The organism is Arthrobacter sp. AZCC_0090, assembly GCF_014207375.1.
Taxonomy (GTDB): domain Bacteria; phylum Actinomycetota; class Actinomycetes; order Actinomycetales; family Micrococcaceae; genus Arthrobacter.
Map to the genome: position 1 here is coordinate 263,435 of NZ_JACHEE010000005.1, position 23,332 is coordinate 286,766.

Below are 23,332 nucleotides of genomic sequence, written 5' to 3' on the forward strand. Positions count from 1 at the left end.
CACTAACGGGCGCAGGCCCGGCTTGGCCTAAAGGGCCTGGCCCGGGGTCTGTGCCCGTTGTGCGTGATACGCAAGGATCTGCAACTCGGTGGCCATGTCCACCTTGCGCAGATTCACGTGCGGCGGAACCTGGAGGAGTACGGGCGCGAAGCTGAGGATGCTGCGGATCCCCGCGCTGATCACGCGGTCGCAGACGTCCTGGGCTACCGCAGCCGGGAGGGCCAACACCACCATATTGGTGCCGGTCCGGTGCAGGACCATTTCAAGGTTCGCGGCGTCGCTGACCCGCAGCCAACCGACTTCGTTACCTATCACCATGGGATCGGCGTCGAGGATGGCCACCACGTCGAAACCCCGCGACTCGAATCCGCCGTACCGTGCCAAGGCTTTGCCCAGGTTGCCTGCACCCACAATTGCCACTTTCCAGTCGTGGGTCAGGCCCAGCGCTGCAGCAATGTGCCGGCTCAGATACTGGACTTCATATCCGACACCGCGCGTTCCGTAGGAGCCAACGTAGGAGAGGTCCTTGCGCAAGGTGGAGGAGCTGACTCCCGACGCCTCGGCCAACGCCTCGGAAGAAACCCGTTCCACGCCTTCGCCCAACAGGGAATTCAGCGCGCGCAAGTAAAGCGTCATCCGGGCCACGGCCGCGGGCGGGATCTGCTTCGCGGCAGCGTCCTTGTCCTCGGGTACAGCGTCCCCTGGTGCAGCTTCGGCGGACGGTTCCAGCGCAGTCACGTTCTTCTCCATTGCGTCGCTTTGTTGTCCCACTCTATTGCCAACAAAGCACTGGACGCATGTTCAGGCGGCTAAGGCCTTCTTCAGGACCCGCACCAGCCTCACCTCATCGATTTTCCAGAAATCCCGCTGGATTCCGTCCACGAATACCACGGGGATCTCCTCGGCGTAGCGTTCGCGCAGTGCCGGGTCTGTATCGATCGACTGCTCAGTCCACGCAAGGCCCAGGCTTGAGGTCACGCGTTCGACGGCGTCACGCGCCGCGGCGCACAGGTGACAGTCAGCTTTGGTGAGGAGTACGACGTCGGGATTCGGCATGGTTCAACGGTAGCCCCGCCCCTGCGGTGGCGTCGACACAGGGTCGACACAGTCGTCGCGCAAGCGTCGACACAGCCTGAAAGCAGCCCGCAACCCGACGTCGCTCAGCTCAAAGAACCCCCGACGCGGAACGCCGTAGCATCCCCGCGAACGGCACGGGGCCGGGCGATTGACTAGACTCATGGCATGCCCGTCGAGAAGAACGCCGTTGTGGCCACAGCGCCGGCTGCAACGCAGCAACACGGCGAAGCCGCATTCTTCGACGTCGACAACACCCTGATGAAGGGTGCCAGCCTCTTCCACGTCGCCCGGAAGATGTACGAACGCAAAGCGTTCACTCTGTCCCAAGCCGCAGGCTTCGCCTGGAAGCAGTTCAAGTTTGTCCTGCGCGGCGAAAACATGGAGGACGTCCATTCCGTCCGGGATTCCGCCCTGGTCCTCGCGGCAGGCATCAAAGTGTCCGACATCAAGGAGCTGGGCGAAGAGGTCTATGACGAAATGATCGAGTCCCGGATCTGGCCGGGTACCAAGGCCTTGGCGGAACAGCATCTGCGTGTTGGCCGGAAGGTCTGGCTGGTCACTGCTACGCCCATCGAAGTCGCCACCGTCATTTCCACGCGGCTTGGACTGACCGGCGCATTGGGCACGGTGGGCGAGGTTGAAGATGGCGCCTACACTGGCCGCCTCGTAGGAGAAATCCTCCACGGCCCAGCCAAAGCCGTGGCCGTGCAGCGCGTGGCTGACGAAGAAGGCCTGGATTTGAACCGCTGCTGGGCGTATAGCGATTCACATAACGACATCCCGCTGCTCACTTTGGTGGGTCACCCGGTGTGTATCAATCCCGATGCCGGACTGCGCCGCCATGCTCGGGAGAACAATTGGCCTGTCTATGACTTCCGCTCCGGCCGCCGGGCAGCCACGCTCGGCCTCAAAGCCGCCACTGTCGGAGGCGCCGTGTACGGCCTCTGGCGGGGTTTCTCCAAGTTCCGCAGCCCGAGGGCCTGACTCACACGCACCCCCGCTGGCCTCTGACTCCCTAGCCAGCGACGCTCGCTCACTTTTGTGCCGGTTTCGGCCGATCCTCCTGCAGTTCTTTCGGCGAAAAGACGAACCCTCCTGCACATGATGCAAAGACGGGATTCAGTGTTATGCCCCAAAGGTGCAGGAGGGTTCCACGATTTGGCCGCGTAAGTGAGCGAGCGTCGTCGAAACAAGCGACAAACGTGAGCGAGCGTCGTCGAAACAAGCGACAAACGTGAGCGAGCGTCGTCGGGCCCCGCACGCAAAAATGCCCGCAGCCTCGAAAGGCAACGGGCATTCACGCTATAGGAAGTATCTCTACTTCTTGTTGCGGCGCTGGTGGCGGGTCTTGCGAAGCAGCTTGCGGTGCTTCTTCTTGGCCATACGCTTGCGGCGCTTCTTAATAACTGAACCCACGAAAGTTCCTTACCAAACTAGATGAAGGCTCTGTCTGCTGGGTGAGGTCCTTCTACTGAGTAACAGAGTACTGAGCAACAGACTTTACAACTGACAGATTCTTACAATGACGTAAAACGTTCCTTAACAGGGTACCGCCTATCAGGGGCACCCAATGACCGCCGGGCCCTCAGGGGAACCAAGCAAGGCTCAGGCGGTCTCTGAGTGTCCGTCCACGACTGCTCCCTTGAGGTACTGGCTCACTGCTTCCTCAGGGACACGGAATGATCGTCCAAAACGGACGGCTGGCATTTCTCCCGAGTGAACCAGGCGGTACACGGTCATTTTAGAAACCCGGAGGACTTCGGCGACTTCGGCCACTGTCATGAAACGCGCGTTCGAGAAGTTAGCCTCTGCGGACATTTCTCCATATTCCTTTGCTCTCAGCGGTTAGCGGCGAACCCCAGCATTCATTACCTGGTGTGCCGATGCTGAGCCATCAAACAACCATGTGCTAGATACTCTAGAGGCTGCTGGTACGAAAGTGAAAGTCTTTCGGCCAACTCGGGGCTCGGGTTCCGCTAGTCCGCAGCCGCCACCCGACGCTTGCGGGCCGAGGCCGCCAACTGGCCCAGGACGGACACCGTGACGTCCCATTCCATGCAGGCGTCAGTAACACTCTGGCCGTACACCAAGTCCTGCTCCCCGGCCAGCTGCCGCTCCACATCCAGGTTCTGCGCCCCGCCTACCAGGAAGCTTTCCAGCATGACGCCGGCGATCGGCGAAGCCACGTTGTCCTCCAGCTGGGCGCCGATCTCCAGGGCCACCTCGGCCTGGCGGTGGTGGCTCTTGCCGCTGTTGGCGTGGCTCGCGTCCACGATCAGCCGGGGATTCAGTCCCTTGCCCGAGAGCTTCTCCGAGGCGGCAGCGACGTCGGCGGCGGAGTAGTTCGGTCCCTTGCGGCCTCCGCGGAGGATCACATGGGTGTCCGGGTTGCCCGACGTCGCCACGAGGGCGGCACGGCCATCGCCGTCGATCCCCAAGAACGCCTGAGGGGCGGCGGACGCACCGCAAGCATCGATCGCTACCTGGAGGTCGCCGTCGGTCCCGTTCTTGAAGCCGATCGGCATGGACAGACCGGAGGCGAGCTGGCGGTGGATCTGGCTCTCGGTGGTGCGGGCACCAATGGCGCCCCACGCCACGAGGTCGGCCATGTACTGGGGGCTGATGGGTTCCAGGAACTCGGTAGCCGTCGGCAGGCCCAAGGCTGTGACTTGCTGCAGGAATCCACGCGCCGCACGGAGGCCGGCCGCGATGTCGTGGCTGCCGTCCAAGTGGGGATCGTTGATGAGGCCCTTCCAGCCGACCGTGGTGCGCGGCTTCTCGAAGTAGGCCCGCATGACGATCAGGAGGTCTTCTTTGTGCTTCTCGGCCTGGCTGACGAGGCGACGGGCGTATTCCAGCCCGGCCTTGGGGTCGTGGATGGAGCACGGGCCAACGATCACCAGGAGGCGGTCGTCCACGCCGTCCATGATGGCGCGGACTCCATCACGCCCGCGCTCGACGACGGCCGCGGCCCTCGCGTCCAGGGGCAGTTCCGCAATGATGTCCTGCGGCGTGGGGAGCGGTTCGAAGCGGCTGACACGCAGGTTCGACGTCGACTGCGCGGCGGCATTCTCGACGTCGGCGTGATGTGTGGTGGGCTCTGCGGCGATGCTGGTCATGAAGTGGGTCCTGTTCCGGAGAGGAGCGGACCCTACTCAGAGCCCGCCTGGAAATGGCGAAGGGCAGAGAATGATCTCTGCCCTGTTGGCTCTGAAGGAAAGTTGGATGCGTGTCAGTTAGACGCGGGCCCCTCCAGAGCCAACGAAAAATACGCATACCAACGGTTAGTCATAGCCAAACCATAGCGTCGGTTTCCCGGTGCCCGCAAATCGAAATGCAACGACATCAAGAGAAACCGCTTCCCCGCGCACTATAAACTTCACCTCAGAACAACGTTGCCGGTCCCATAAGAAGGCGGGCAACTCCAGAAAGGAACTCATGCCAGGCAGAAGAAACACCCGGCGGGTGGGCATCGCAGATGTGGCATCCATGGCCGGCGTTTCGCATGCCACCGTTTCCCGCGTCATGAACGGTAATACCACTGTGGACGCGGACATTGCCGCGCGCGTTCGCGTGGCCGCCTCCGAGCTGAAATACAAGCCGAACCCGGTGGGCCGGAGCCTGGCCCTGGGGAAAACAGACACGATCGGAATCGTGGTTCCGGATCTTTCCAACCCCACGTTCCAGGCCATCCTTCGCGGGCTCAGCATTGCCGCCGCCCGCGACGGCTACCGCGTCTTGATCGCGGACTCATCCGAGGTTTCCAGTGAAGAGGCAATTCTCGCGGGAGAAGCCCGGCGGCGTTGCGACGGCGTCGTTCTCTGCGCCCCCCGCATGAGCGACGCCGAACTCGAAGAACTCGCCCCCACGCTCTATCCCCTCGTCCTCATCAACCGGACCACCGAGTCTGTGCCGACACCCAGCCTCGTAGTGGACTACGGCCAAGGCATCCAGGAACTTGCCGCCCATCTCGTTGAGCTGGGCCATCGCAAACTGGCCTACCTGACAGGGCCGGACCGCAGCGCGTCCAACGTTCAGCGGCTCCGCGGGCTCGAGAAGTTCACGGCTGAGTACCCGGACGTCGAATTGCGGTTCATTCCCGGCGGCAATACGTTCGACGCCGGATTCGAGTCGAGCGATGCCGTCGCCTCATGTGGTGCCACCGGCATCCTCGTCTTCAACGACGTCGCCGCGATGGGCCTGTTGAGCGGGCTGAGCCAGCGTGGAATCCGCGTACCGGAAGACTTGTCGCTGACGGGTTTCGATGACATGCCGTTCGCCCGGTACACGATGCCTCCGCTGACCACAGCCGCCGTGCCGATCTCCGACCTCGGGGATCTCGCGTGGCGCCGCATGCGGGAGCAGATCCAGGCCAACGACGCCGCCTCCCCCACGAACTACTTCCCGCCGCAGATTAAGCTCAGGGGCAGCACGGGGCCAGTCAAGGCCTAGTTTCCGCAGGCGGCTGCCCTAGCCCGGCCTCGCGGTAGTACCCTTCGATGTGCGCGGCTACGAGCGTCGCTGCCCGGGCGCCGTCGCCGTCGTTCACTGCCGCCAAAATGGCACGGTGCTCACAGCGCAGGCGCTTGGCCGTGCTATCCCAATCCGGCAGGTTTGCCGTGAGGGCCGCGGCGTAGCCCTCAATCGCTTCACGCAGCGAGCCCATGATGGTGCTCACCACGGCATTTCCCGCCGCTTCGGCCAACGCCAAGTGAAAGGCGACGTCCAGCGCGAGGAAGTCGTCGACGGCGGAGCTCGAGTCCATTTCGTCAAGTAACCGTGCCGCTTCCTTGAGTTCGGGGGCGTCGGCTTTGGCTCGGGACACCGCCCACGATTCGAGCAAGACCCGCGTTTGCACGATATCCGCAACGGGCAAATGCTGGGTGGCCACATGGAGGCGGAGCGCTGAGCCGAGGGCCGTGGCCGGTTCCGCGATGACCACCGTCCCGGCGTCCTTGCCCGAGCCTACGCTCGCCCGCACCACGCCCATGGCTTCCAGGATCCGGATGGCTTCGCGCACCGAGGTCCGTGAGACTTCCAATTGTTCGGCGAGTGCCCGTTCGGCGGGAAGCCGTCCACCCAGCACCAAGTGCCCGTCGGACAATTGTTTTTCGATCCAGCTCAGGACGAGCTCGTGCGTTCGCATGCATAAATACTAGTTGATGTGGTTGGACCACATGACATAGAGTGTGGTCTAACCACACAGTCAATCCTGGAGACAGCACCATGACGCAGACCGTCCAGCCGAACAGCACCCCTTCCCCTGAGGTGCCCGCGAAAGCCCCCACCGCCGTCGGGCGTCCCGCTGCACTCAAGCGTCGGGTTCCCAAATACGCGGACCTGGCCCCCCTGATGAAGTTCAAGAAGCCCGAGTTCAGCAACGCGGCGAAGCTGCGGCGCGCATCCACCATTTGGGAACTGCGGGACATGGCCAAGCGGCGAACTCCCCAGGCACCATTCGACTACACGGATGGTGCTGCGGAAGCCGAGATCACCCTTCGCCGGGCCCGCCAGGCTTTCCAGGACATCGAGTTCCGGCCGGGGATCCTGCGCGACGTCTCCAGCATTGACCTCGGCACCGAGATTCTGGGCAAGGAGTCTCGGCTTCCTTTCGGCATCGCGCCCACGGGATTCACGCGCATGATGCAGTCGGAGGGTGAGTACGCGGGCTCGCAGGCTGCCGAAGCGGCTGGCATTCCTTACACCCTGTCCACGATGGGCACGGCCTCCATCGAGGACGTGGCTGCGGCGGCTCCGAACGGCCGCAACTGGTTCCAGCTGTACCTCTGGACGGACCGGGACCGCTCCCTCGAACTGATCGAGCGCGCCGACAAGGCCGGAAACGACACCCTCATGGTCACGGTGGATACCGCCGTCGCGGGCGCTCGGTTGCGGGACGTCCGCAACGGCATGACCATTCCGCCGGCACTCACAGTGAAGACCGTGCTGGACGCCTCGTACCGGCCCGCTTGGTGGTTCAACTTCCTCACGCACGAGCCGCTGACCTTCGCCTCGCTCTCGCGCTATACGGGCACCGTGGCGGACCTCATCAACTCCATGTTCGATCCCACCCTGACCTTCGATGATCTCGACTGGCTGCGCGAAACGTGGAAGGGCAAGCTGGTGGTCAAGGGCATTCAGACCGTCGAAGATGCCCGCAAAGTGGTGGACCACGGCGCGGACGGCGTGGTGGTCTCCAACCACGGCGGACGCCAACTGGACCGCGCCCCGATTCCGCTGCACCTCGTTCCAGAGGTCTCCGCCGCCCTGAAAGACAGCGACGCGGCCGTCATCCTGGACACGGGCATCATGAGCGGCGCGGACATCGTGGCAGCACTGGCACTCGGTGCAGACTTCGCGCTGATCGGCAGGGCCTACCTCTACGGGCTCATGGCCGGCGGCCGCGCAGGCGTGGACCGCACCATCCAGATCCTGGAGAAGGACATGGCCCGCACCATGGCCCTGCTTGGAGTCACCAAGGTCTCGGAACTCAACCCGGACCACGTGCGCCTACTGCAGCGCTAGGCCGGGCTGCCCAACTAACTCGCAGTTGTTGTCGTTTTGGGGCCTCAAAACGACAACAAATGCGAGTTAGTTGGGTGGGGTGGGCAGGATGGCGCGGGTGCGCGCGTGCGTGGCTTGGGCCTAGATGAGGCCCTGCGCCAACATGGCATCGGCAACCTTTACGAAGCCGCCGACGTTGGCGCCCAGGACGTAGTTGCCCGGCGCTCCGTATTCCTCCGCGGTCTCTGCGCAGCGATCGTGGATGCCCACCATTATTTCGGTGAGACGTGCTTCCGTGTGTTCGAAGGACCATGAATCTCGGCTGGCGTTCTGCTGCATCTCCAACGCCGATGTTGCCACCCCACCGGCATTGGCGGCTTTGCCCGGGGCAAACAGGATGCCCGCGTCCTGGAACACGGCAACGGCTTCGCGGGTGGAAGGCATATTGGCGCCTTCGGCGATCGCCAGCAGGCCGTTGCTGACGAGCTTGGCTGCGGCATCGCCGTCGAGCTCGTTTTGCGTCGCGCACGGCAGCGCAACGGTGCCGTTGACGTCCCACACTGAACCTCCGGCGACGTAGACGGCACCCTGGCGGCGTTCCGCGTACTGGGTGAGGCGGCCCCGCTCCACCTCCTTGATCTGGCGGAGGAGCGCGACGTCGATGCCGGCCTCGTCCACGACGTAACCCGCCGAGTCGGAACAGGCCACCACGGTGGCGCCAAGAGCCCGGGCTTTGGCGATGGCGTAGATGGCCACGTTGCCCGAGCCGGAGACGACGACGCGTTGGCCGTCGAAGGATTGACCCCGGGTCTTGAGCATCTCCTGGGCGAAGATGACCGTGCCGAAACCGGTGGCTTCCGGACGGACCAGGGAGCCGCCCCACGACATGCCCTTGCCCGTCAGCACGCCCGATTCGTAGCGGTTGGTGATGCGTTTGTACTGGCCGAACAGGTAGCCGATCTCGCGGCCTCCCACGCCGATGTCGCCGGCGGGAACGTCCGTGTATTCGCCAATGTGGCGGTAAAGCTCGGTCATGAAGGATTGGCAAAAGCGCATGATTTCGGCGTCAGAGCGGCCGCGGGGATCGAAGTCCGAGCCGCCCTTACCGCCACCAATGGGCATGCCCGTCAAGGCATTCTTGAAGATCTGCTCAAATCCCAGGAACTTGACGATGCCCAAGTAGACCGAAGGGTGGAAACGCAGGCCGCCCTTATAGGGGCCGAGAGCCGAATTGAACTCAACGCGGAAGCCGCGGTTGACGTGGACGCGGCCGGCATCGTCGGTCCAGGGGACGCGGAAGATGATCTGGCGCTCCGGCTCGCACAGGCGTTCAAGGACAGCGCCCTCGAGGAATTCCGGATGCCTGTCATGGACAGGGCCGAGGCTTTCAAAGACCTCGGTGACGGCCTGGTGAAATTCCAGTTCGCCCGGGTTGCGCGCCAAGACGGTGTCCCTGACTGCTTCCAGCCTCGAATCCATGTGACTCCCTACAATTTCTGCGCCGACAGGCGGGTTGCGTTCAATCCCGCCCATGCTCGCACCAGGCGCGCGGCAGTCTCCATTCGAACCGATTGCGACCGGGCAGGCCTCAAGGCAGGGGTCCGCGAAAAGCGCCGAGTTTCAAGGAAATCAGCAAGCAGCAGCCACCCCGACGTGTGATCGGGATCACTCCAAATATCCGGCTACTTCTTCCGGCCGAACTTCGGCAAGTTGGGCAGGTTCGGCAGATTCGCCAAGAGGTCCGCTGCCTTCGTTGCCGCGCGGCCAACCGTGCGGCCGATCTGCTGCGGCATGGTGTCGTCCAGTCCGGCAGCAACGGCGCCGGAATCCGGCACGGCTTCCGGCGAGCGCGCGACGTCGGTGCTCGCCGATGACGCGCCAAGGGGCTCGCCGTCGGGCTGCGAGAGCTCGTTCCTCCCGCCGCGCTGGCTGGCTGCGCGCTGGCCGGCAAGGCCCTCCCCGACGTCACCCTGCTGGCCCGCGCGCTGGCGGGGGCTGCGGGCAGCGGTGGCGGTTTCGGCTGCAGGCCGGGCGGGCCCGACGTCGAACGTCTCGAGCCAGCTGGCAACCCCGGCGAGCGGCTTGGGGTTCAACGCGTAGTAGCGTTTCTGCCCCTGTGCGCGCATGCTGACGAGATCCGCCTCGCGGAGTACCTTCAAATGTTTTGAAATGGTGGGCTGGCTCGCTGCGAGCTCCTCCACCAGTTCCCCCACAGCTTTGTCCCCAGAGCGGAGGGAAACCAGAATGTCACGCCGGGTTGCCTCAGCAATGACGGCAAATACGTCGTCAGTCACCATGCCTCCCACCCTAGCGACATATACGCCAAAAGGCATCAACTATTTCGCCTGTGACCGCAGCGTCGCTCCGGCCTTGCGCCGGCGGTGAGTTCGGCCTTGCGCCGGCGGTGAGTTCGGCCTTGCGCCGACGGTAAGTTCGCTAAAGGAGGGATCGTTGACCGGGCCCGGGGCCGGTGCTACAACGGATGCACGGCGCCCTTCTTGCCGCGGCGCCCGCCCGAGGCGGGAATCAAGGTCAGGGCCGATTGAGCGGGTTGGGATGCGATGCCATGACTGAATATTTCCGCCGGCAGCTGTTCAACGTCATCGCCGCCGTGTTCCTACTTCTCTTCGTGGCGGTTTGGCTGGCTGTGCTCATCCGGGTGTTGATCTGGATTCCGGAGGGCGACGCCACCGCCCCAAGCCTCAACGGCGCCTTGGTCACCGCCGCAGGCGTCCTCGCCACTTCTTTGAGCTCCTTGACTGCTTCAGCCCTGGGATTCACCATTTCCGAGGTCCGACGGGACCGCGTCGTTGAACCTGCCGCCGCGGCCCAGGCTGCCGCCACGGCCCCGACGGCCGGGGAAACCTCCTACCCGAGCGAGGTGGCGGCCAGGCTGTCCGGGCGGATTATCGCCGCGATCATGGTGTACATGGTGATCGGACTGCTGGTTCTGATCCTTTGGCTGTTCAAGGGTACGGCGTCCACGGATCTCATCGGCGCCTTCGCGCTGTCCCTGCTCGGCTGGTTGGTGGGGGCGGCTGGCGTCGTCTTCCAGACAGAGAAGCCAAGCCACTAGCCGAACGACCATTAGTCGAACCAGGGGTCCAGTCCGTAGAGCGGGAAGATCTCCTTGCGCGTGGCAATGATGGTGCGGTCCACCGCGTCGGCGGGGTCATACCCCACCTCCCAGGAACGCCACCAAGTGTCGACGCCGTCGCCCATGAATTCCGGCACCGACTCCCCGTACTTCTCCTTGACATAGCTCCGGAAAAGTTCCGGAACCGGAGCCGTCAACTGGACGGGATGCTGTGCCACGATGCCTATCAAGTGGCTCCATGCCCGCGGCACCACTCCCGTGATGTCGTAACCCCCTCCCCCGGTGGCGATCCAACGGTTTTCGCAGAACCTGGCGGCGAGGCCCGCGACGGCGGTGGCCGCCTCGCGTTGGCCGTCCACGCTGAGGTTGAGGTGGGTCAGGGGATCGAGTTTGTGGGAGTCGCAGCCATGCTGGCTCACGATGACTTCCGGCTCGAAGGCCTGCACGAGTTGCGGCACCACGGCATGGAAGGCACGCAGCCATCCGGCGTCGCCGGTCCACGCGGGCAAGGCCACGTTGACGGCTGCGCCGAGTGCATCCGGGCCGCCGATCTCGTTGGCGAATCCCGTTCCGGGGAACAACGAGAGGCCGCTTTCATGCAGCGAGATCGTGAGGACCCTGGGGTCGTTCCAGAAGATGCTCTGGGTGCCGTCGCCGTGGTGGGCGTCGACGTCGATGTACGCAACCCTCCGGATGCCGCCGTCGAGCAGCCTCTGCACGGCGAGTGCGGCGTCGTTATAGATGCAGAAGCCGCTGGCCCGCTCACGGGACGCGTGATGCATGCCGCCGCCGAAGTTGACGGCCCGGACCGCCGTTTCGGATAGGATCGCCTCAGCCGCGAGCAAGGACCCGCCGGCGAGCCGGGCGCTGGCTTCGTGCATCCCCGCAAAGGCGGGATCATCTTCGGTGCCGAGCCCGCGTTCCGGGTCCGGCGTCGTCGGGTCTTCGCTGGCACGCCGCACGGCGGCGACATATTCGGCGCTGTGGACCGCCAGGAGTTCGACGTCGGACGCCACCTCGGGCGCATGGACGGACACGTGCTCCAAATCGAAGAGTCCAAGCGCCGCGGCGAGCCTGGCCGTCAGTTCCAGCCGTTCGGGGGCCATCGGGTGCGAAGGACCGAAATTGTAGGCGGTCATGGCGGGATCCCACGCCACCGTCGTTGGCAGCGCGGACGGACGGAGGCCTGCCCAGGAAGTCATCAATGACAGGCTACCCGAGCGGCGGGAGCGCAACCGCCCCGTTACTGCGGACGATTAGTGGTTTACTACTCAAGAAAGCAGAATCAATCGACCAGAAGCGAACAGCACCACCATGACCCAGAGCCAGTCGAGGTACCGAGACCCGGCCAGCTGGCAAACCGTCCAGCCGGAGCGGGGAGGCCTGTGGATTTTCACGGGTGTCCGCGACTTCATCGACAACATCGCCAACACCTCACCGGCGCGATTGGCGCTGACGGCCTATGTCTTCGCGATTCTCTTGTTCACCGGCCTGCTTTCGCTGCCAGCGGCATCGGCCGACGGGGCGGTCACTCCCCTCCACCAGGCGTTGTTCACCGCGGTCTCCAGCGTCTGCGTGACCGGTTTGACTGTTGTGTCGACGGCGACCCACTGGACCTTCTTCGGCCAGCTGGTCATCCTTGTGGGCATCTTCGTGGGTGGCTTGGGAACCCTGACACTCGCCTCCCTCCTGGCGCTCATGGTCAGCAAGCGGCTGGGTGTAAGGGGCAAGCTCATCGCCCAGGAGGCCATGAACAACGCCGGACGATTGGGCGAAGTGGGTACGTTGTTGCGGATCGTCATCTCGACTTCCGTGACCATCGAGGCCGTACTGGCCGTCGCGATGATTCCCCGGTTCCTGACCCTCGGAGAGGACTTCTGGCAGGCGGTCTGGCACGGAGTGTTCTACTCCATTTCCTCGTTCAACAATGCCGGATTCACGCCCCACTCCGACGGCATAGTGCCGTATGAGATGGACCTGTGGATCCTTGTACCACTCATGCTTGGCGTGTTCCTCGGCAGCCTCGGCTTCCCGGTAATGCTGGTGCTCCGGCGGCATGGCCTGAATTGGAGGAAATGGAGCCTCCACACCAAGCTGACCATCCAGGTGTCCCTGATCCTCCTCGTTGCCGGCGCAGTCCTCTGGGCCTTGATGGAGTGGGACAACACCCGCACCATCGCCAACATGAGCGTTGGCGACAAGATCACGCATTCCATTTTCGCCTCGGTCATGACACGCTCCGGAGGCTTCAACCTGGTTGACCAGGGTCATATGGATTCCACCACCAGGTTGCTGTCGGACGCGCTCATGTTCGCCGGCGGCGGTTCGGCGTCGACGGCGGGTGGCATCAAGGTGACCACCATCGCGGTCATGTTCCTTGCCATCGTCGCTGAGGCGCGGGGCGACTCCGACGTCAAGGTCTACGGCCGCACGATCCCGGAAGGCACCATGCGGGTGGCCATCTCGGTGATCGTCGCCGGTGCCACGTTGGTGTGCGTCGCCGCATTCTTGTTGTTGTCCATCAGCGGCGCCAGCCTGGACCGGGTGCTCTTTGAGACCATTTCAGCCTTCGCGACGGTGGGCCTCAGCACGAACCTCAGCGCCGAACTGCCGCCGTCGGGGGCCTACATTCTCGCCGCCCTCATGTTCGCCGGCCGCATCGGCACCATTACCCTTGCCTCTGCCCTGGCCCTCCGCCAGCGCAGGCAGCTATTCCATTACCCGGAAGAAAGGCCGATCATTGGCTAATTCAACAGGCGCCCCCAACCGACCGGCGCACAACGCGCCCGTGCTGGTGATCGGCCTGGGCCGGTTCGGTGCAGCCACCGCCGAGCAGCTCGTCAAGCAGGGACGCGAAGTCCTGGCCATCGAGCGGGACCGCACTCTCGTACAGAATTGGGCTTCCGTGCTGACCCATGTGGTGGAAGCGGATGCCACGAACATCGACGCCCTCCGCCAGCTCGGTGCGCAGGAATTCAGCTCCGCGGTTGTCGGCGTGGGAACGTCGATCGAGTCCTCGGTGCTCATCACGGTGAACCTCGTCGATCTAGGCATCGAACACCTCTGGGTGAAAGCCATCACGGCCTCGCACGGCAAGATCCTCACCCGCATTGGCGCCAACCATGTCATCTACCCCGAAGCCGACGCAGGCGTCCGCGCTGCCCACCTCGTTTCCGGGCGCATGCTGGACTTCATCGAGTTCGACGACGATTTCGCGATCGTGAAAATGTACCCGCCGAAGGAAACCGTCGGCTTCACACTCGATGAGTCCAAGGTCCGTTCCAAATACGGCGTGACCATTGTCGGCGTGAAATCACCGGGCGAGGACTTTACCTACGCCCGGCCGGATACGAAGGTTTCCGGCCGCGACATGCTGATTGTGTCCGGGCATGTGGACCTGCTGGAGCGCTTCGCGGCGCGTCCGTAACTTGAGTTTGTGTACAGATCAGGTCCCTTAAGCGCGAGTTTAAGGGACCTGATCTGTACACAAACTCGGGGGAAGGTTAGGCGAGTTGCTGCGTTATTTCCGCGGCACGGGCTGCGGCCGCGCGGGCTCCATCGGCGATGATCGCGGGAATTCCACCGTCGTTGAATGCGGCGATGGCGCGCTCAGTGGTGCCGTTCGGGCTGGTCACGGCGATGCGTAGGGCGGTGGGGTCCGCGCCCGGCTCGGCAAGCATGAAGCCGGCACCTGCCACGGTCTCCCGGGAGATCATGAGGGAAAGCTCGGGATCCAAGCCTAGTTCGACGCCGGCCGCAGCCATTGCTTCGGCCAGGTAGAACGCGTAGGCGGGGCCGGAGCCGCTGATGGCAGACAGCGCATCCACCTGTTCCTCGGGGATTTCCACCACGGTTCCGGCGGCGGAGAGGATGTCCTTGGCCTGCTGGAGCTGCCCTGGAGTGCAGTTGGTTCCGGGCGAAACGGAAACCACCCCGCGGCCGAGCCTGGCAGGCGTATTGGGCATGGTGCGGATGACCGGCTGGCCCGCCGGCAGGGCTGCTTCCAGCTGGGCGATGGACACGGCAGCGGCAACACTGATCACGATGGTGTTCTTGGCCAGCGCGGGCGAGATCTCGCGGGCGAGCTCAGCGATACCCACGGGCTTGACCCCCAAGATGACAACCGAAGCGCCTTTGGTTGCGAGCTTGTTGTTGTCTGGTTCCTCCGCTCCGGCGATAGTCATGACATGGTGGCGCTCAGCCAGTTCGGCGGCACGTTCTGCGCGACGCACAGTCGCGACGACATCCGACGGATCCGTTCCGGCGGCCAGCAGGCCACCCAGAATGGCCTCGTTCATGGACCCACAGCCAAGGAATGCGATTCGGTTGCTCATGGCTCCATGATGCCAGTTCATCCGCGCCCAGCAGAACCAGCGCCGGGCAGCAACCGGGGCTGCCAGGGTTCCCAGCTAGTTCACAAGGTTATTGCAGGCTGCACCCAATATTGCTCCGTAACTTAGTAGTTACCTCATTGAGGGTGCGAGTGATGAGGCGGGCATGGGGATGTCCGCCACAAGCGCCGGTGGTCGAACGGGTTTCCCCCCATTTTCCCGTTTCGACCGCCGGTGCTTTCTCGTTTAAGCGGGCGGGCGGGCGGGCGGGCGGGCGGGCGGGCGGGCGGGCGGGCGGGGTCGAGTCAAGCACCCAAGCGCGACGGCGGGGCAACGCGACCTAGCCGCCCGCGCCGTCGTGCGCCTGAACCCTCAAGACCTAGATCTCGAAGGCTCCCACGAGCGGCGCTCCCAAATGTTGGCGCGCGAAGCGGAGTGTTTCAGCGAGCCACTCTTCGCGCTCCCCGGCAGCTTTTGCCTTGCGGGTGGAGATCTCGGCAACCACGGTGCCCTCGAATCCATTGGATGCCAGATACTGCAGCACCTCGGCGCACTGTTGGGTCCCGTAACCCGGGATCAAGTGTTCATCTTTGCCGGAACCCGAGCCGTCCGTGAGGTGCACGTGGCGCAGCTTGCTCCCGAGCGCCCGCACCGCCTCAAGGCTGTTGGCCCCCGCGGTGGCGGCGTGAGAGAAGTCCCAGGTGACGTCGTCGTAATCCTGGCCCATCGGGTCCCAGTGCGGAAGGTAGGCAAGGGCTTCCCGGCCACGCACGCGCCACGGGTACATGTTCTCTACCGCGATGTGCACCTGGTACATCGCCGCGATCTCGCGCACACCGGCAGCGAAGTTCTCCGCATAGTTCGATTGCCAGCGGAACGGCGGGTGAACCACCACGGTGTTGCAACCGACTTCCCGCGCCATCTGGCAGGACATCTCGATCTTGTTCCACGCCGGACCCCAGACCTGCTGGGTGAGCAACAAGGTGGGCGCGTGGATGGAGACGATCTGCTGCTCGTAGCGGTGGCTGAGCTGGATCAGGGCATCGGGATTCTGGCTGGTGGCGTTGTTGGTCACCATCACCTCGACGCCGTCGTACCCCAAGTCCTGGGCCACCGCAAAAGCGTCATGGACGCTGAGCGGGTAGACAGAAGCGCTGGAAAGCGCCACCGGGATCCTCGGTGTGTCTTCTTCGGAATGCTCGACGTCGGTGCTCATGTCAGTTGGCTTGCCTCCCAGCGGTCGGGATAGGGATGGACACCGCCGCGGGCGCGGCCGTTCCGGTGTTGGCGCCCACGCGGGGCACCGGGACCGCCCCTCCGAGTCCGACGTGCGGGGCCGGTGCCAGTGGACCGTCGAAGATCAGTTGGTCGAGTCGGCGCAGGATCAGTCCTTCGCGCAACGCCCACGGGCAGATCTCCATGCTGGCGAACTCGAACATTTCCAAAGCTGCCTCGGCCACGAGGGCCCCGGCGAGGATCTGCCTGGCGCGCGCGTCCGAGACTCCGGGGAGATACAGCCGGTCCTCGACCGTCATGGCCGAGATCCGCTGCGCCCAGAGTCCCAGGTCCGTGGCATGGAGTTCGCGCTTGACGTACGGACCGGCGCCGCTGGGGGCCGCACCTGCGATGCGCGCAAGGGAACGGAAGGTCTTGGAAGTTCCGGCGACCAGGTTGGCGCGGCCCAATTGCTTGAACTCACGCACCACGGGTTTGAGGGTGTGGCGGATGTACTTGCGCAGCTCCTTGACACTCTTGGCCGTGGGCGGGTCATTGTGGAGCCAGTCCCTCGTCAAACGGCTGGCGCCAAGTGGTACTGACACCGCGAGCTCGGGCAGTTCGTCCTGTCCGAACGCCATTTCGAAGGAGCCACCACCGATGTCCAAATCCAGGATGGGACCGGCGCCCCAGCCATACCAACGTCGAACCGCGAAAAAGGTCATGGACGCCTCTTCGCTACCCGTCAGTTCCTGTAGCGTCACGGTGGTCTCGTGCTTCACCCGGGCCAGGACCTCGACGCCGTTGGTGGCTTCACGGATGGCCGAGGTACAAAAAGCCAATAGGTCCTCGGCCTTGTGGCGGGCTGCGAATTCCCACGCTTCAAGGACGAATTCGATCAACTCGTGTTGTCCGGCGTCGTTGATATTACCGTCAGCGTCCAGGAACTGGACCAGCGAAAGGGGACGCTTATGGGAGGCGAACGCGACCGGGCGTGCGCCCGGGTGCGCATCCACCAAAAGCAAATGGACGGTGTTGGAACCGATGTCTAGGACGCCAAGACGCATTCTGCCATTATTCCCCGATTCGAAGCGACTGAAGCAAGTACGACTGCCGATTCATGCTGGTGGCTCGCCAATTATTCCTGGGGCGCAGCGTTTGTGGCGACGTCAGCGGCTTCGTCGGCCGCGTCCGCGCCTTCGTCGGCACGGGTGAAGTCGCGGCGGACGTTGGCGATGCCTTCCGGGCCCATCTCGAAGCCGTGCTCGCTGCCGGGGTTGATCACGAGGCCGAGCTCGTCGCCGATGCTGTCCAGGATCGCAGCGCCGTGGGTACCCAGGACGTTGGGGGCTGCCTCCAGGAACTGCGATTCCACCCGGCTCGGGTGGCTGAACACGGCCAGGACGGGCTGCCCCTCGGAGTTGGAGAGGACAAGTGGTTCCACCGCCGCGTCTGGCCGATCCAAGGAGTCTGCGCTGAGGATGTAGACCTCGTTGTTCAGGAAGGACAGGATGACGTCCACAGGGTTCGCGTCGGCTTGCCCGGCCTTCGCGAGCTTGGACTCAAGGTCGTTCAGGGGCAGGGATTCCGGGGCAGCTGGCTGGTCTGTCATGGTTCCACTCGATCATGAGTGCCGTCCAGGACGCAATTCCCGGCGTGCTCGCCGCCCTCTCCCCGTCGAGATCATGAGTTTCGGGCCGGTTGAGGACACACAGGGAATTCCGGTGGATACGCAAATTCTCTGAGGACACCCGAATTCCCTGTGTGTCAGGTAATACACGTATCGTAAACGCGTTTGGGTGTCGCCAACCGCTCGCCCTACGGTGCAGGAACTACTTCTTCGCCGCGGCCTTCTTCGCCGGCGCTCTGCGGGCCGTCGTGGTCCGCTTGACCGGGCCCTTGGCGCGCTTCTCGGCAAGCAGCTCGATGGCCTGCTCGCGGGTCAGCTCCTCCAGGGACGTGGCACGCGGAACGGTGATGTTGGTGACGCCGTCGGTGATGTACGGACCGAAACGGCCTTCCTTCACCACAATGTTTTTCTCCGAAACAGGGTCCGGACCGAACTCGGCCAGCGGCGGTACGGCTGCACGTGCACCACGCTGCTTCGGCTGGGAGTAGATCTCCAGTGCCTGCTCCAGCGTGATAGTGAAGATCTCTTCCTCGGAACCGATGGACCTCGAATCCGTGCCCTTCTTCAAGTAAGGACCGAAACGGCCGTTCTGCACCGTGATGGGGTTGCCTTCGGCGTCCTCGCCGAGGACACGGGGCAGGCTCATGAGCTGCAAGGCTTCGTCGAGCGTGATCGTGTCAACGGACATGGACTTGAAGAGTGAGCCCGTGCGCGGCTTGGCTTTGACAGGCTTCTTCGGCGGCTTGGGTTTGCCGTTCTTGTAGTACTCCACCGGCTGGTTTGCCAGTTGCTCCTCGGTCATCTCCGGGATGATCTCAGTGACGTAGGCACCGTATCGGCCGTTCTTGGCAACCACCGTGTGGCCAGTGTGCGGATCCACGCCTAGGACGCGTTCCTCGGGGGCAGCCGTTTCCATCAGCTCCACGGCCTTGGCCGCAGTGAGCTCGTCCGGAGCAAGGTCTTCGGGGACGTTTGCGCGCGCCGACTCCACAACCTCGCCCGTCTTGGGATCGACGGTGGGGATCGAGCTCTCGAGGTACGGGCCGAACTTACCGACGCGGAGGGTGATCCCTTCGGCAATCGGCACCGAGTTGATTTCGCGGGCATCGATTTCGCCGAGGTTGTTAACGATGCTCAGCAAGCCGGGATCGGCGTCTTCACCATAGTAGAAGTGCTTGAGCCAAGCGGCACCAACAGCCTGGCCGTTGGCGATCTTGTCCAGGTCGCCTTCCATGTCTGCCGTGAATTCGTAGTCTACGTAGTCGGTGAAGTGCTGCTCCAGCAGGCGGATGACGGAGAAAGCGATCCAGCTGGGAACCAGTGCGGAACCCTGCTTCCGGACGTAACCCCGGTCCTGGATGGTGGAGATGGTGGAGGCGTAGGTGGACGGACGGCCGATGCCGCGCTTTTCCAGCTCCGCTGTCAGCGACGCTTCGGTGTACCGCGGCGGCGGGGACGTCTCGTGGCCCACGGCGACGATTTCCGAAGCCGTGAGGGAGTCATCCTTGGCCACGTTGGGCAAGCGGCGGGCCTCATCGGAGTCGTCGTCGCCGCGGCTCTCGTCCTTGCCCTCCTCGTAGGCCGCGAGGAAGCCCGGGAAGGTGATGACCGTACCGGAGGCCGAGAATTCGGCGTCACGCCCATCGGCAGCCACCGCGCCGAGGCGGATGGTGGCGGTGGAACCCTTGGCGTCGCCCATCTGGGAGGCGATGGTGCGCTTCCAGATGAGTTCGTAGAGGCGGAAGGCGTCGCCGGTCAAGTGGCTGGCCACCTGGGCCGGGGTGCGGAAGGAGTCACCCGCGGGGCGAATGGCTTCGTGGGCTTCCTGCGCGTTGGCGGCCTTGTTGGCGTAGACGCGGGGAGACTGCGGCACATACTCGGGACCGTACAGCTCTGCGGCCTGGCGGCGGGCAGCCGTGAGGGCTTCGTCGCTCAACGCTGAGGAGTCAGTACGCATATAAGTGATGTAGCCGTTTTCATACAGTCGCTGGGCGATCTGCATGGTGCTCTTGGAGGAGAAACGCAGCTTACGGCCGGCCTCCTGCTGGAGGGTCGACGTCGTGAACGGCGCGGCGGGACGGCGCGTGTACGGCTTGGTGTCGACCGAGCGGACGCGGAAGTCCGCGTTCTCCAGTCCGGCCGCCAACGACGTCGCGAGTTCCTCGTTGAGGTGCACGGCGTTCGCGGAGGTGAGGACGCCGTCGTCGTTGAAGTCGCGGCCGCTGGCCACCTTGGCGCCGTCCACGGCAGCAAGCTTCGCCTTGAAAGACGCAGAGCCCGTACCGAACTGGCCGGTCAGGTCCCAGTAGGACGCGGATTTGAAGGCCATGCGTTCGCGTTCACGGTCAACCACCATGCGGGTCACAACGGACTGCACACGGCCGGCCGACAGGCCTCGGGCAACCTTTCGCCACAGCACCGGGGAGATTTCGTAGCCGTACAGGCGGTCCAGGATGCGGCGCGTTTCCTGGGCGTCCACCAAAGCACTGTCCACGTCGCGCAGGTTGTCCATGGCGCGGTGGATGGCTTCCTTAGTGATTTCCCCGAAGGTCATGCGGTAGACGGGAACCTTGGGTTTCAGGACCTCCAGGAGGTGCCACGCGATGGCCTCGCCCTCGCGGTCCCCATCGGTTGCGAGATAGAGCGCGTCAGCGTCTTTCAACTGGGCCTTGAGTTCGGCGACTTTTTTCTTCTTGTCCGGAGACACGACGTAGTACGGCTTGAAGTCGTTTTCGATGTCGACGGCGAACTTGCCCACCGAGGTCTTCTTCAGTTCTGCAGGGAGGTCCGAAGGCTGCGGGAGGTCGCGGATGTGGCCGATCGAGGCCTCGACAATGAAGCCTTCGCCCAGGTACTTGGCGATGGTCTTGCTCTTGGCCGGAGACTCCACGATCACGAGTTTCTTGCCGGTTTTTGCCTTGCTGGGCACGGTTCTCCTACAGAAAAAAGAATTGCTTGGGCTCCTGCCCATATTGGCCTAGTTCACCATATTTTGCAGAATCGTGCGTTTCTATGTGCACAAGTGCTGTGGAGGAACAGTGCGTTGGGGCCCACGCCGCCAGGGTGGGGACTAGCTGACGGACGGCGTCCGATCGTCCGGAATCATCGACCACATCGTAGCGATCCGCACCGCGTCTTCGGGAATCTGCGTGGGATCTTCGAGTTCATATGACCTGATGAGGTCCTGGAATTTCCCCTTGAGATCCGCGCGCTGCGCCGGAGTCAAGTACAACAGATCGCTGGACAGCACCATCGCGGCTGCCTCGTTCGCGGACTCGCCGCGTTGGCGCCGCTCGCCACGGGCGCGGGTGAAGGCAGTCGCCCGACGCCGGAAAGCATCCAGTTCGAGTTCGACAACGGCGATCTCCGGGCTCGGTGCGTTGCCGCCGGATTTGATGGTGAAGTCCGAGCCGGCTGCCTTCCAACGGCGTTCACGTGCATCGCCTTCGTTGTCCGCAGGAGTCACGATCCCCCATTTCTGGAGGGCCCGCAGGTGGTAGCTCATGGCGCTGGGCGTGAGTCCGGTCTGTACTGCGAGCTCCGTTGCCGTGCGGCTCAGCTGCGTGGAATACAGCTCCGAGATGACCTCAAGCCGGGCCGCATGGGCGAGCGCCCGGATGGCTTTGGGGTCGGTGATCTCCACCGTTTTCTCGGGCCGTTTCCGGCGTTTCGAGGATGCCAGCCCGTTGGATACCCCGTTGTCTTCATTCACCGGAACAGTTTATCCGGCATCGTCGACATGATTGTCCGATGTCACGGGCAGCAAGAAACCGTCGCGCACCAGGTTCCCGACGTCGGAGAGCAATCCGGAGCGGAAAGCATCGTCGTCGAAGTCGTCCCCTTCACCCAGCAGGGCGGCCAGGGCGCCGATCAGCTGGCGGACGGACAAATCGCCGTCGCACGCTGAGACGAAGCCGGCCAGCTCGGTACTTAGCAGATTCGTCCGGCGCAGCCCCGCGCCCTGGCGCAACAGGATGACGCCCGGGTGTTCGGCGCCGGGCCGCTGGTGGCGTTCCTCGGTCACGTCCTCAGCCACCACCAGGTGGGCGTCGAGGAGCTGGTGGGCATCCAGCCAGTCCGCGCGTTCGACGGCGGCAGCGAGGTGCGGACCGATCGGCTGCTCGATGGGGTACGTGATTTCCTCGAAGCGGGCCGGTGCGGCGGTTCCGGCACCTACGGGTCGCTTGGGCCTGCGCAGCCAGATCATTCCGAAGCCGATGGTCTCGACGTTCCGGGAGGCGAAATCCTCCAGATAGGCGGCGTAGGCATCCCTGTAGAGTTCGCGGTCGCGGCCCTCGGAAGCGTCCTGCAGCCACGTCTCCGCGTAAAGCTCAGGGCTCACTTGTTCGCGCTGGATGAACCACGCTTCCGCGCCGGAACCGGCCAGCCATGAGGCGGGCCGCTCGTTCCATCCGCTGCCCGCAGGGATCTCCCAGTTGCCGAGCATCTGCGCCGTGCCCCCGGGCGTGAGGACGTCGGGCAGCGTGCGGACAAGGTTCGCGACGATGTCATCGCCGGGCAGCCCGCCGTCGCGGTAGGTGAACTGATCCGAAGCGCGCTCGCCGGCGCTTCGCGGGGTGATGACAAAAGGCGGGTTGGACACCACGAGGTCGAAGGCCTCGCCCGCCACGGGTTCCAGGAGGGATCCCAGCCGCAAGATCACGCGCGCCTCAAGATTGGCCGGGTCAAGGTGCAAGGCCTCGGCGTTGAGCATCAAGTTGAAACGGGTGAACGCGAGCGCCCGTTCGGAGATGTCCGTTGCGGTGACGTGCTCGCTGTGGTGCAGGAGGTGGAAGGTCTGGATTCCGCAGCCCGTCCCGAGGTCCAGGGCGCGTTTCGAGTGCCGCCGGATGGTGGTCTGGACGAGCGTGGTGGAAGCCTGCCCGATGCCCAGCACGTGATCATGCCGGAGCACGCCGGGTTGCTGATGGGCGGCCAAATCGCTGGAAACCCATAGCTCCGCGCCACCGCTTCCGCTGTTGCCTGCTCCGGAGTCACCTTCCCAACCGTACGGTCGCAAGTCCACTTTGGCAGCGACGGCACCGGCGTCGTTCTTCTCCACCAAGCCAAGCTCAACCAGGCCCGAAGTGCGGATGCGCGGCAACGCGGCGTCGATGTCGTCTTTAGTTTGGGGGACAGCGAGAAGCCACAAGCGGACGACGACGGCGAGCGCGGCTTTTGCGCGGTCCGTCGCCGAGTCTGTGGTGCGGGCAGTCGGTTCGGTGACGATCAGGGCAGGGATGAGCTGATCCCGGGCGAGCGCCGCGTGTGCGGACTCCCCGAGAAGTTCCGCCACTCCATCAACGGTGTAGCCCACCATTCGCAGGTCTGCGGCGAGCGCCGTGAGCATCTCCGGGAGATCGCTGCGGGGAGCATCGAGGGTGTTCGGGGTGGTCCCAAAGATGGTGGGCGTTGCGGGATCAGTCACCGTGCAAGTCTATTGGGGCTGGCGGGTGGGTACCCGCCGTTTCTGGGTGG

At 64.1% G+C, this 23,332-nt stretch carries 22 protein-coding genes; 6 read left to right on the forward strand and 16 right to left on the reverse strand.

Annotated features, from left to right (window positions below; all coding sequences use genetic code 11):
• Positions 1–27: 27 nt before the first annotated feature.
• The gene (locus HNP00_RS10465; RefSeq protein WP_184738704.1) at positions 28–750 is read right to left on the reverse strand and encodes a redox-sensing transcriptional repressor Rex; all 723 of its coding nucleotides are present in this window, start codon (positions 748–750) and stop codon (positions 28–30) included.
• Between the two features lie 51 nt (positions 751–801).
• The gene (locus HNP00_RS10470) at positions 802–1,056 is read right to left on the reverse strand and encodes a glutaredoxin family protein (protein WP_184738706.1); all 255 of its coding nucleotides are present in this window, start codon (positions 1,054–1,056) and stop codon (positions 802–804) included.
• 186 nt (positions 1,057–1,242) lie between these two features.
• Between HNP00_RS10470 and HNP00_RS10475 the strand changes: the two genes are divergently transcribed.
• Positions 1,243–2,061: an HAD family phosphatase gene (locus HNP00_RS10475; RefSeq protein ID WP_184738707.1), complete on the forward strand. Its 819-nt coding sequence runs from the start codon at positions 1,243–1,245 to the stop codon at positions 2,059–2,061.
• Between the two features lie 333 nt (positions 2,062–2,394).
• Here HNP00_RS10475 and HNP00_RS10480 read toward each other — a convergent pair whose 3' ends face one another.
• The 3 genes from HNP00_RS10480 to HNP00_RS10490 form a co-directional block, all read right to left on the reverse strand.
• The gene (locus HNP00_RS10480) at positions 2,395–2,493 is read right to left on the reverse strand and encodes a 30S ribosomal protein bS22 (RefSeq protein ID WP_003792170.1); all 99 of its coding nucleotides are present in this window, start codon (positions 2,491–2,493) and stop codon (positions 2,395–2,397) included.
• 189 nt (positions 2,494–2,682) lie between these two features.
• The gene (locus HNP00_RS10485; protein WP_184738709.1) at positions 2,683–2,895 is read right to left on the reverse strand and encodes a helix-turn-helix domain-containing protein; all 213 of its coding nucleotides are present in this window, start codon (positions 2,893–2,895) and stop codon (positions 2,683–2,685) included.
• A 158-nt stretch (positions 2,896–3,053) separates the two neighbouring features.
• Positions 3,054–4,196, reverse strand: a complete 1,143-nt coding sequence (locus HNP00_RS10490; protein WP_184738711.1) for a 3-deoxy-7-phosphoheptulonate synthase — start codon at positions 4,194–4,196, stop codon at positions 3,054–3,056.
• A 319-nt stretch (positions 4,197–4,515) separates the two neighbouring features.
• Between HNP00_RS10490 and HNP00_RS10495 the strand changes: the two genes are divergently transcribed.
• Complete coding sequence (locus tag HNP00_RS10495; protein ID WP_184738727.1) at positions 4,516–5,529, forward strand: LacI family DNA-binding transcriptional regulator; 1,014 nt, start codon at positions 4,516–4,518, stop codon at positions 5,527–5,529.
• Here HNP00_RS10495 and HNP00_RS10500 read toward each other — a convergent pair.
• Complete coding sequence (locus HNP00_RS10500; RefSeq protein ID WP_184738729.1) at positions 5,519–6,223, reverse strand: FadR/GntR family transcriptional regulator; 705 nt, start codon at positions 6,221–6,223, stop codon at positions 5,519–5,521. The two genes, HNP00_RS10495 and HNP00_RS10500, sit on opposite strands and share 11 nt — an antisense overlap.
• Before the next feature lie 80 nt (positions 6,224–6,303).
• On the opposite strand from HNP00_RS10500, the gene HNP00_RS10505 reads away from it, so the two are divergent.
• Complete coding sequence (locus HNP00_RS10505) at positions 6,304–7,602, forward strand: alpha-hydroxy acid oxidase (protein WP_311770552.1); 1,299 nt, start codon at positions 6,304–6,306, stop codon at positions 7,600–7,602.
• Between the two features lie 120 nt (positions 7,603–7,722).
• Here HNP00_RS10505 and gdhA read toward each other — a convergent pair whose 3' ends face one another.
• Both gdhA and HNP00_RS10515 read right to left on the reverse strand, forming a co-directional pair.
• Positions 7,723–9,060, reverse strand: a complete 1,338-nt coding sequence (gene gdhA, locus HNP00_RS10510; protein ID WP_184738731.1) for an NADP-specific glutamate dehydrogenase — start codon at positions 9,058–9,060, stop codon at positions 7,723–7,725.
• A 203-nt stretch (positions 9,061–9,263) separates the two neighbouring features.
• Complete coding sequence (locus HNP00_RS10515; RefSeq protein WP_184738733.1) at positions 9,264–9,878, reverse strand: metalloregulator ArsR/SmtB family transcription factor; 615 nt, start codon at positions 9,876–9,878, stop codon at positions 9,264–9,266.
• Between the two features lie 269 nt (positions 9,879–10,147).
• Between HNP00_RS10515 and HNP00_RS10520 the strand changes: the two genes are divergently transcribed.
• Complete coding sequence (locus HNP00_RS10520; protein WP_184738735.1) at positions 10,148–10,657, forward strand: hypothetical protein; 510 nt, start codon at positions 10,148–10,150, stop codon at positions 10,655–10,657.
• 11 nt (positions 10,658–10,668) lie between these two features.
• Here the strand turns inward: HNP00_RS10520 and HNP00_RS10525 are convergent, their stop codons facing one another.
• On the reverse strand, positions 10,669–11,880 hold the full coding sequence (locus tag HNP00_RS10525) for an acetoin utilization protein AcuC (protein WP_184738737.1): 1,212 nt from the start codon (positions 11,878–11,880) through the stop codon (positions 10,669–10,671).
• 112 nt (positions 11,881–11,992) lie between these two features.
• On the opposite strand from HNP00_RS10525, the gene HNP00_RS10530 reads away from it, so the two are divergent.
• Both HNP00_RS10530 and HNP00_RS10535 read left to right on the forward strand, forming a co-directional pair.
• On the forward strand, positions 11,993–13,426 hold the full coding sequence (locus tag HNP00_RS10530; RefSeq protein ID WP_184738739.1) for a TrkH family potassium uptake protein: 1,434 nt from the start codon (positions 11,993–11,995) through the stop codon (positions 13,424–13,426).
• A 40-nt stretch (positions 13,427–13,466) separates the two neighbouring features.
• Positions 13,467–14,105, forward strand: coding sequence for a TrkA family potassium uptake protein (locus tag HNP00_RS10535; RefSeq protein WP_171983496.1), 639 nt, complete (start codon positions 13,467–13,469; stop codon positions 14,103–14,105).
• Between the two features lie 76 nt (positions 14,106–14,181).
• Here HNP00_RS10535 and proC read toward each other — a convergent pair whose 3' ends face one another.
• The 7 genes from proC to HNP00_RS10570 form a co-directional block, all read right to left on the reverse strand.
• Entirely contained in the window at positions 14,182–15,012 is an 831-nt protein-coding gene (gene proC / locus HNP00_RS10540; protein WP_184738741.1) for a pyrroline-5-carboxylate reductase, read from the reverse strand.
• Positions 15,013–15,388: 376 nt separating this feature from the next.
• Positions 15,389–16,225: a sugar phosphate isomerase/epimerase gene (locus HNP00_RS10545; protein WP_184738743.1), complete on the reverse strand. Its 837-nt coding sequence runs from the start codon at positions 16,223–16,225 to the stop codon at positions 15,389–15,391.
• A gap of 1 nt (position 16,226) precedes the next feature.
• Entirely contained in the window at positions 16,227–17,291 is a 1,065-nt protein-coding gene (locus HNP00_RS10550) for a Ppx/GppA phosphatase family protein (RefSeq protein WP_260404892.1), read from the reverse strand.
• A gap of 71 nt (positions 17,292–17,362) precedes the next feature.
• Entirely contained in the window at positions 17,363–17,836 is a 474-nt protein-coding gene (locus HNP00_RS10555; RefSeq protein ID WP_184738745.1) for an SseB family protein, read from the reverse strand.
• Between the two features lie 220 nt (positions 17,837–18,056).
• Positions 18,057–20,783, reverse strand: a complete 2,727-nt coding sequence (gene topA, locus HNP00_RS10560; protein WP_184738747.1) for a type I DNA topoisomerase — start codon at positions 20,781–20,783, stop codon at positions 18,057–18,059.
• 141 nt (positions 20,784–20,924) lie between these two features.
• Positions 20,925–21,566: a helix-turn-helix transcriptional regulator gene (locus HNP00_RS10565; RefSeq protein ID WP_184738749.1), complete on the reverse strand. Its 642-nt coding sequence runs from the start codon at positions 21,564–21,566 to the stop codon at positions 20,925–20,927.
• Positions 21,567–21,575: 9 nt separating this feature from the next.
• Positions 21,576–23,282 (reverse strand): methyltransferase, encoded by a 1,707-nt coding sequence (locus tag HNP00_RS10570; RefSeq protein ID WP_395893809.1) that lies wholly within the window; start codon positions 23,280–23,282, stop codon positions 21,576–21,578.
• Between the last annotated feature and the right edge of the window lie 50 nt (positions 23,283–23,332).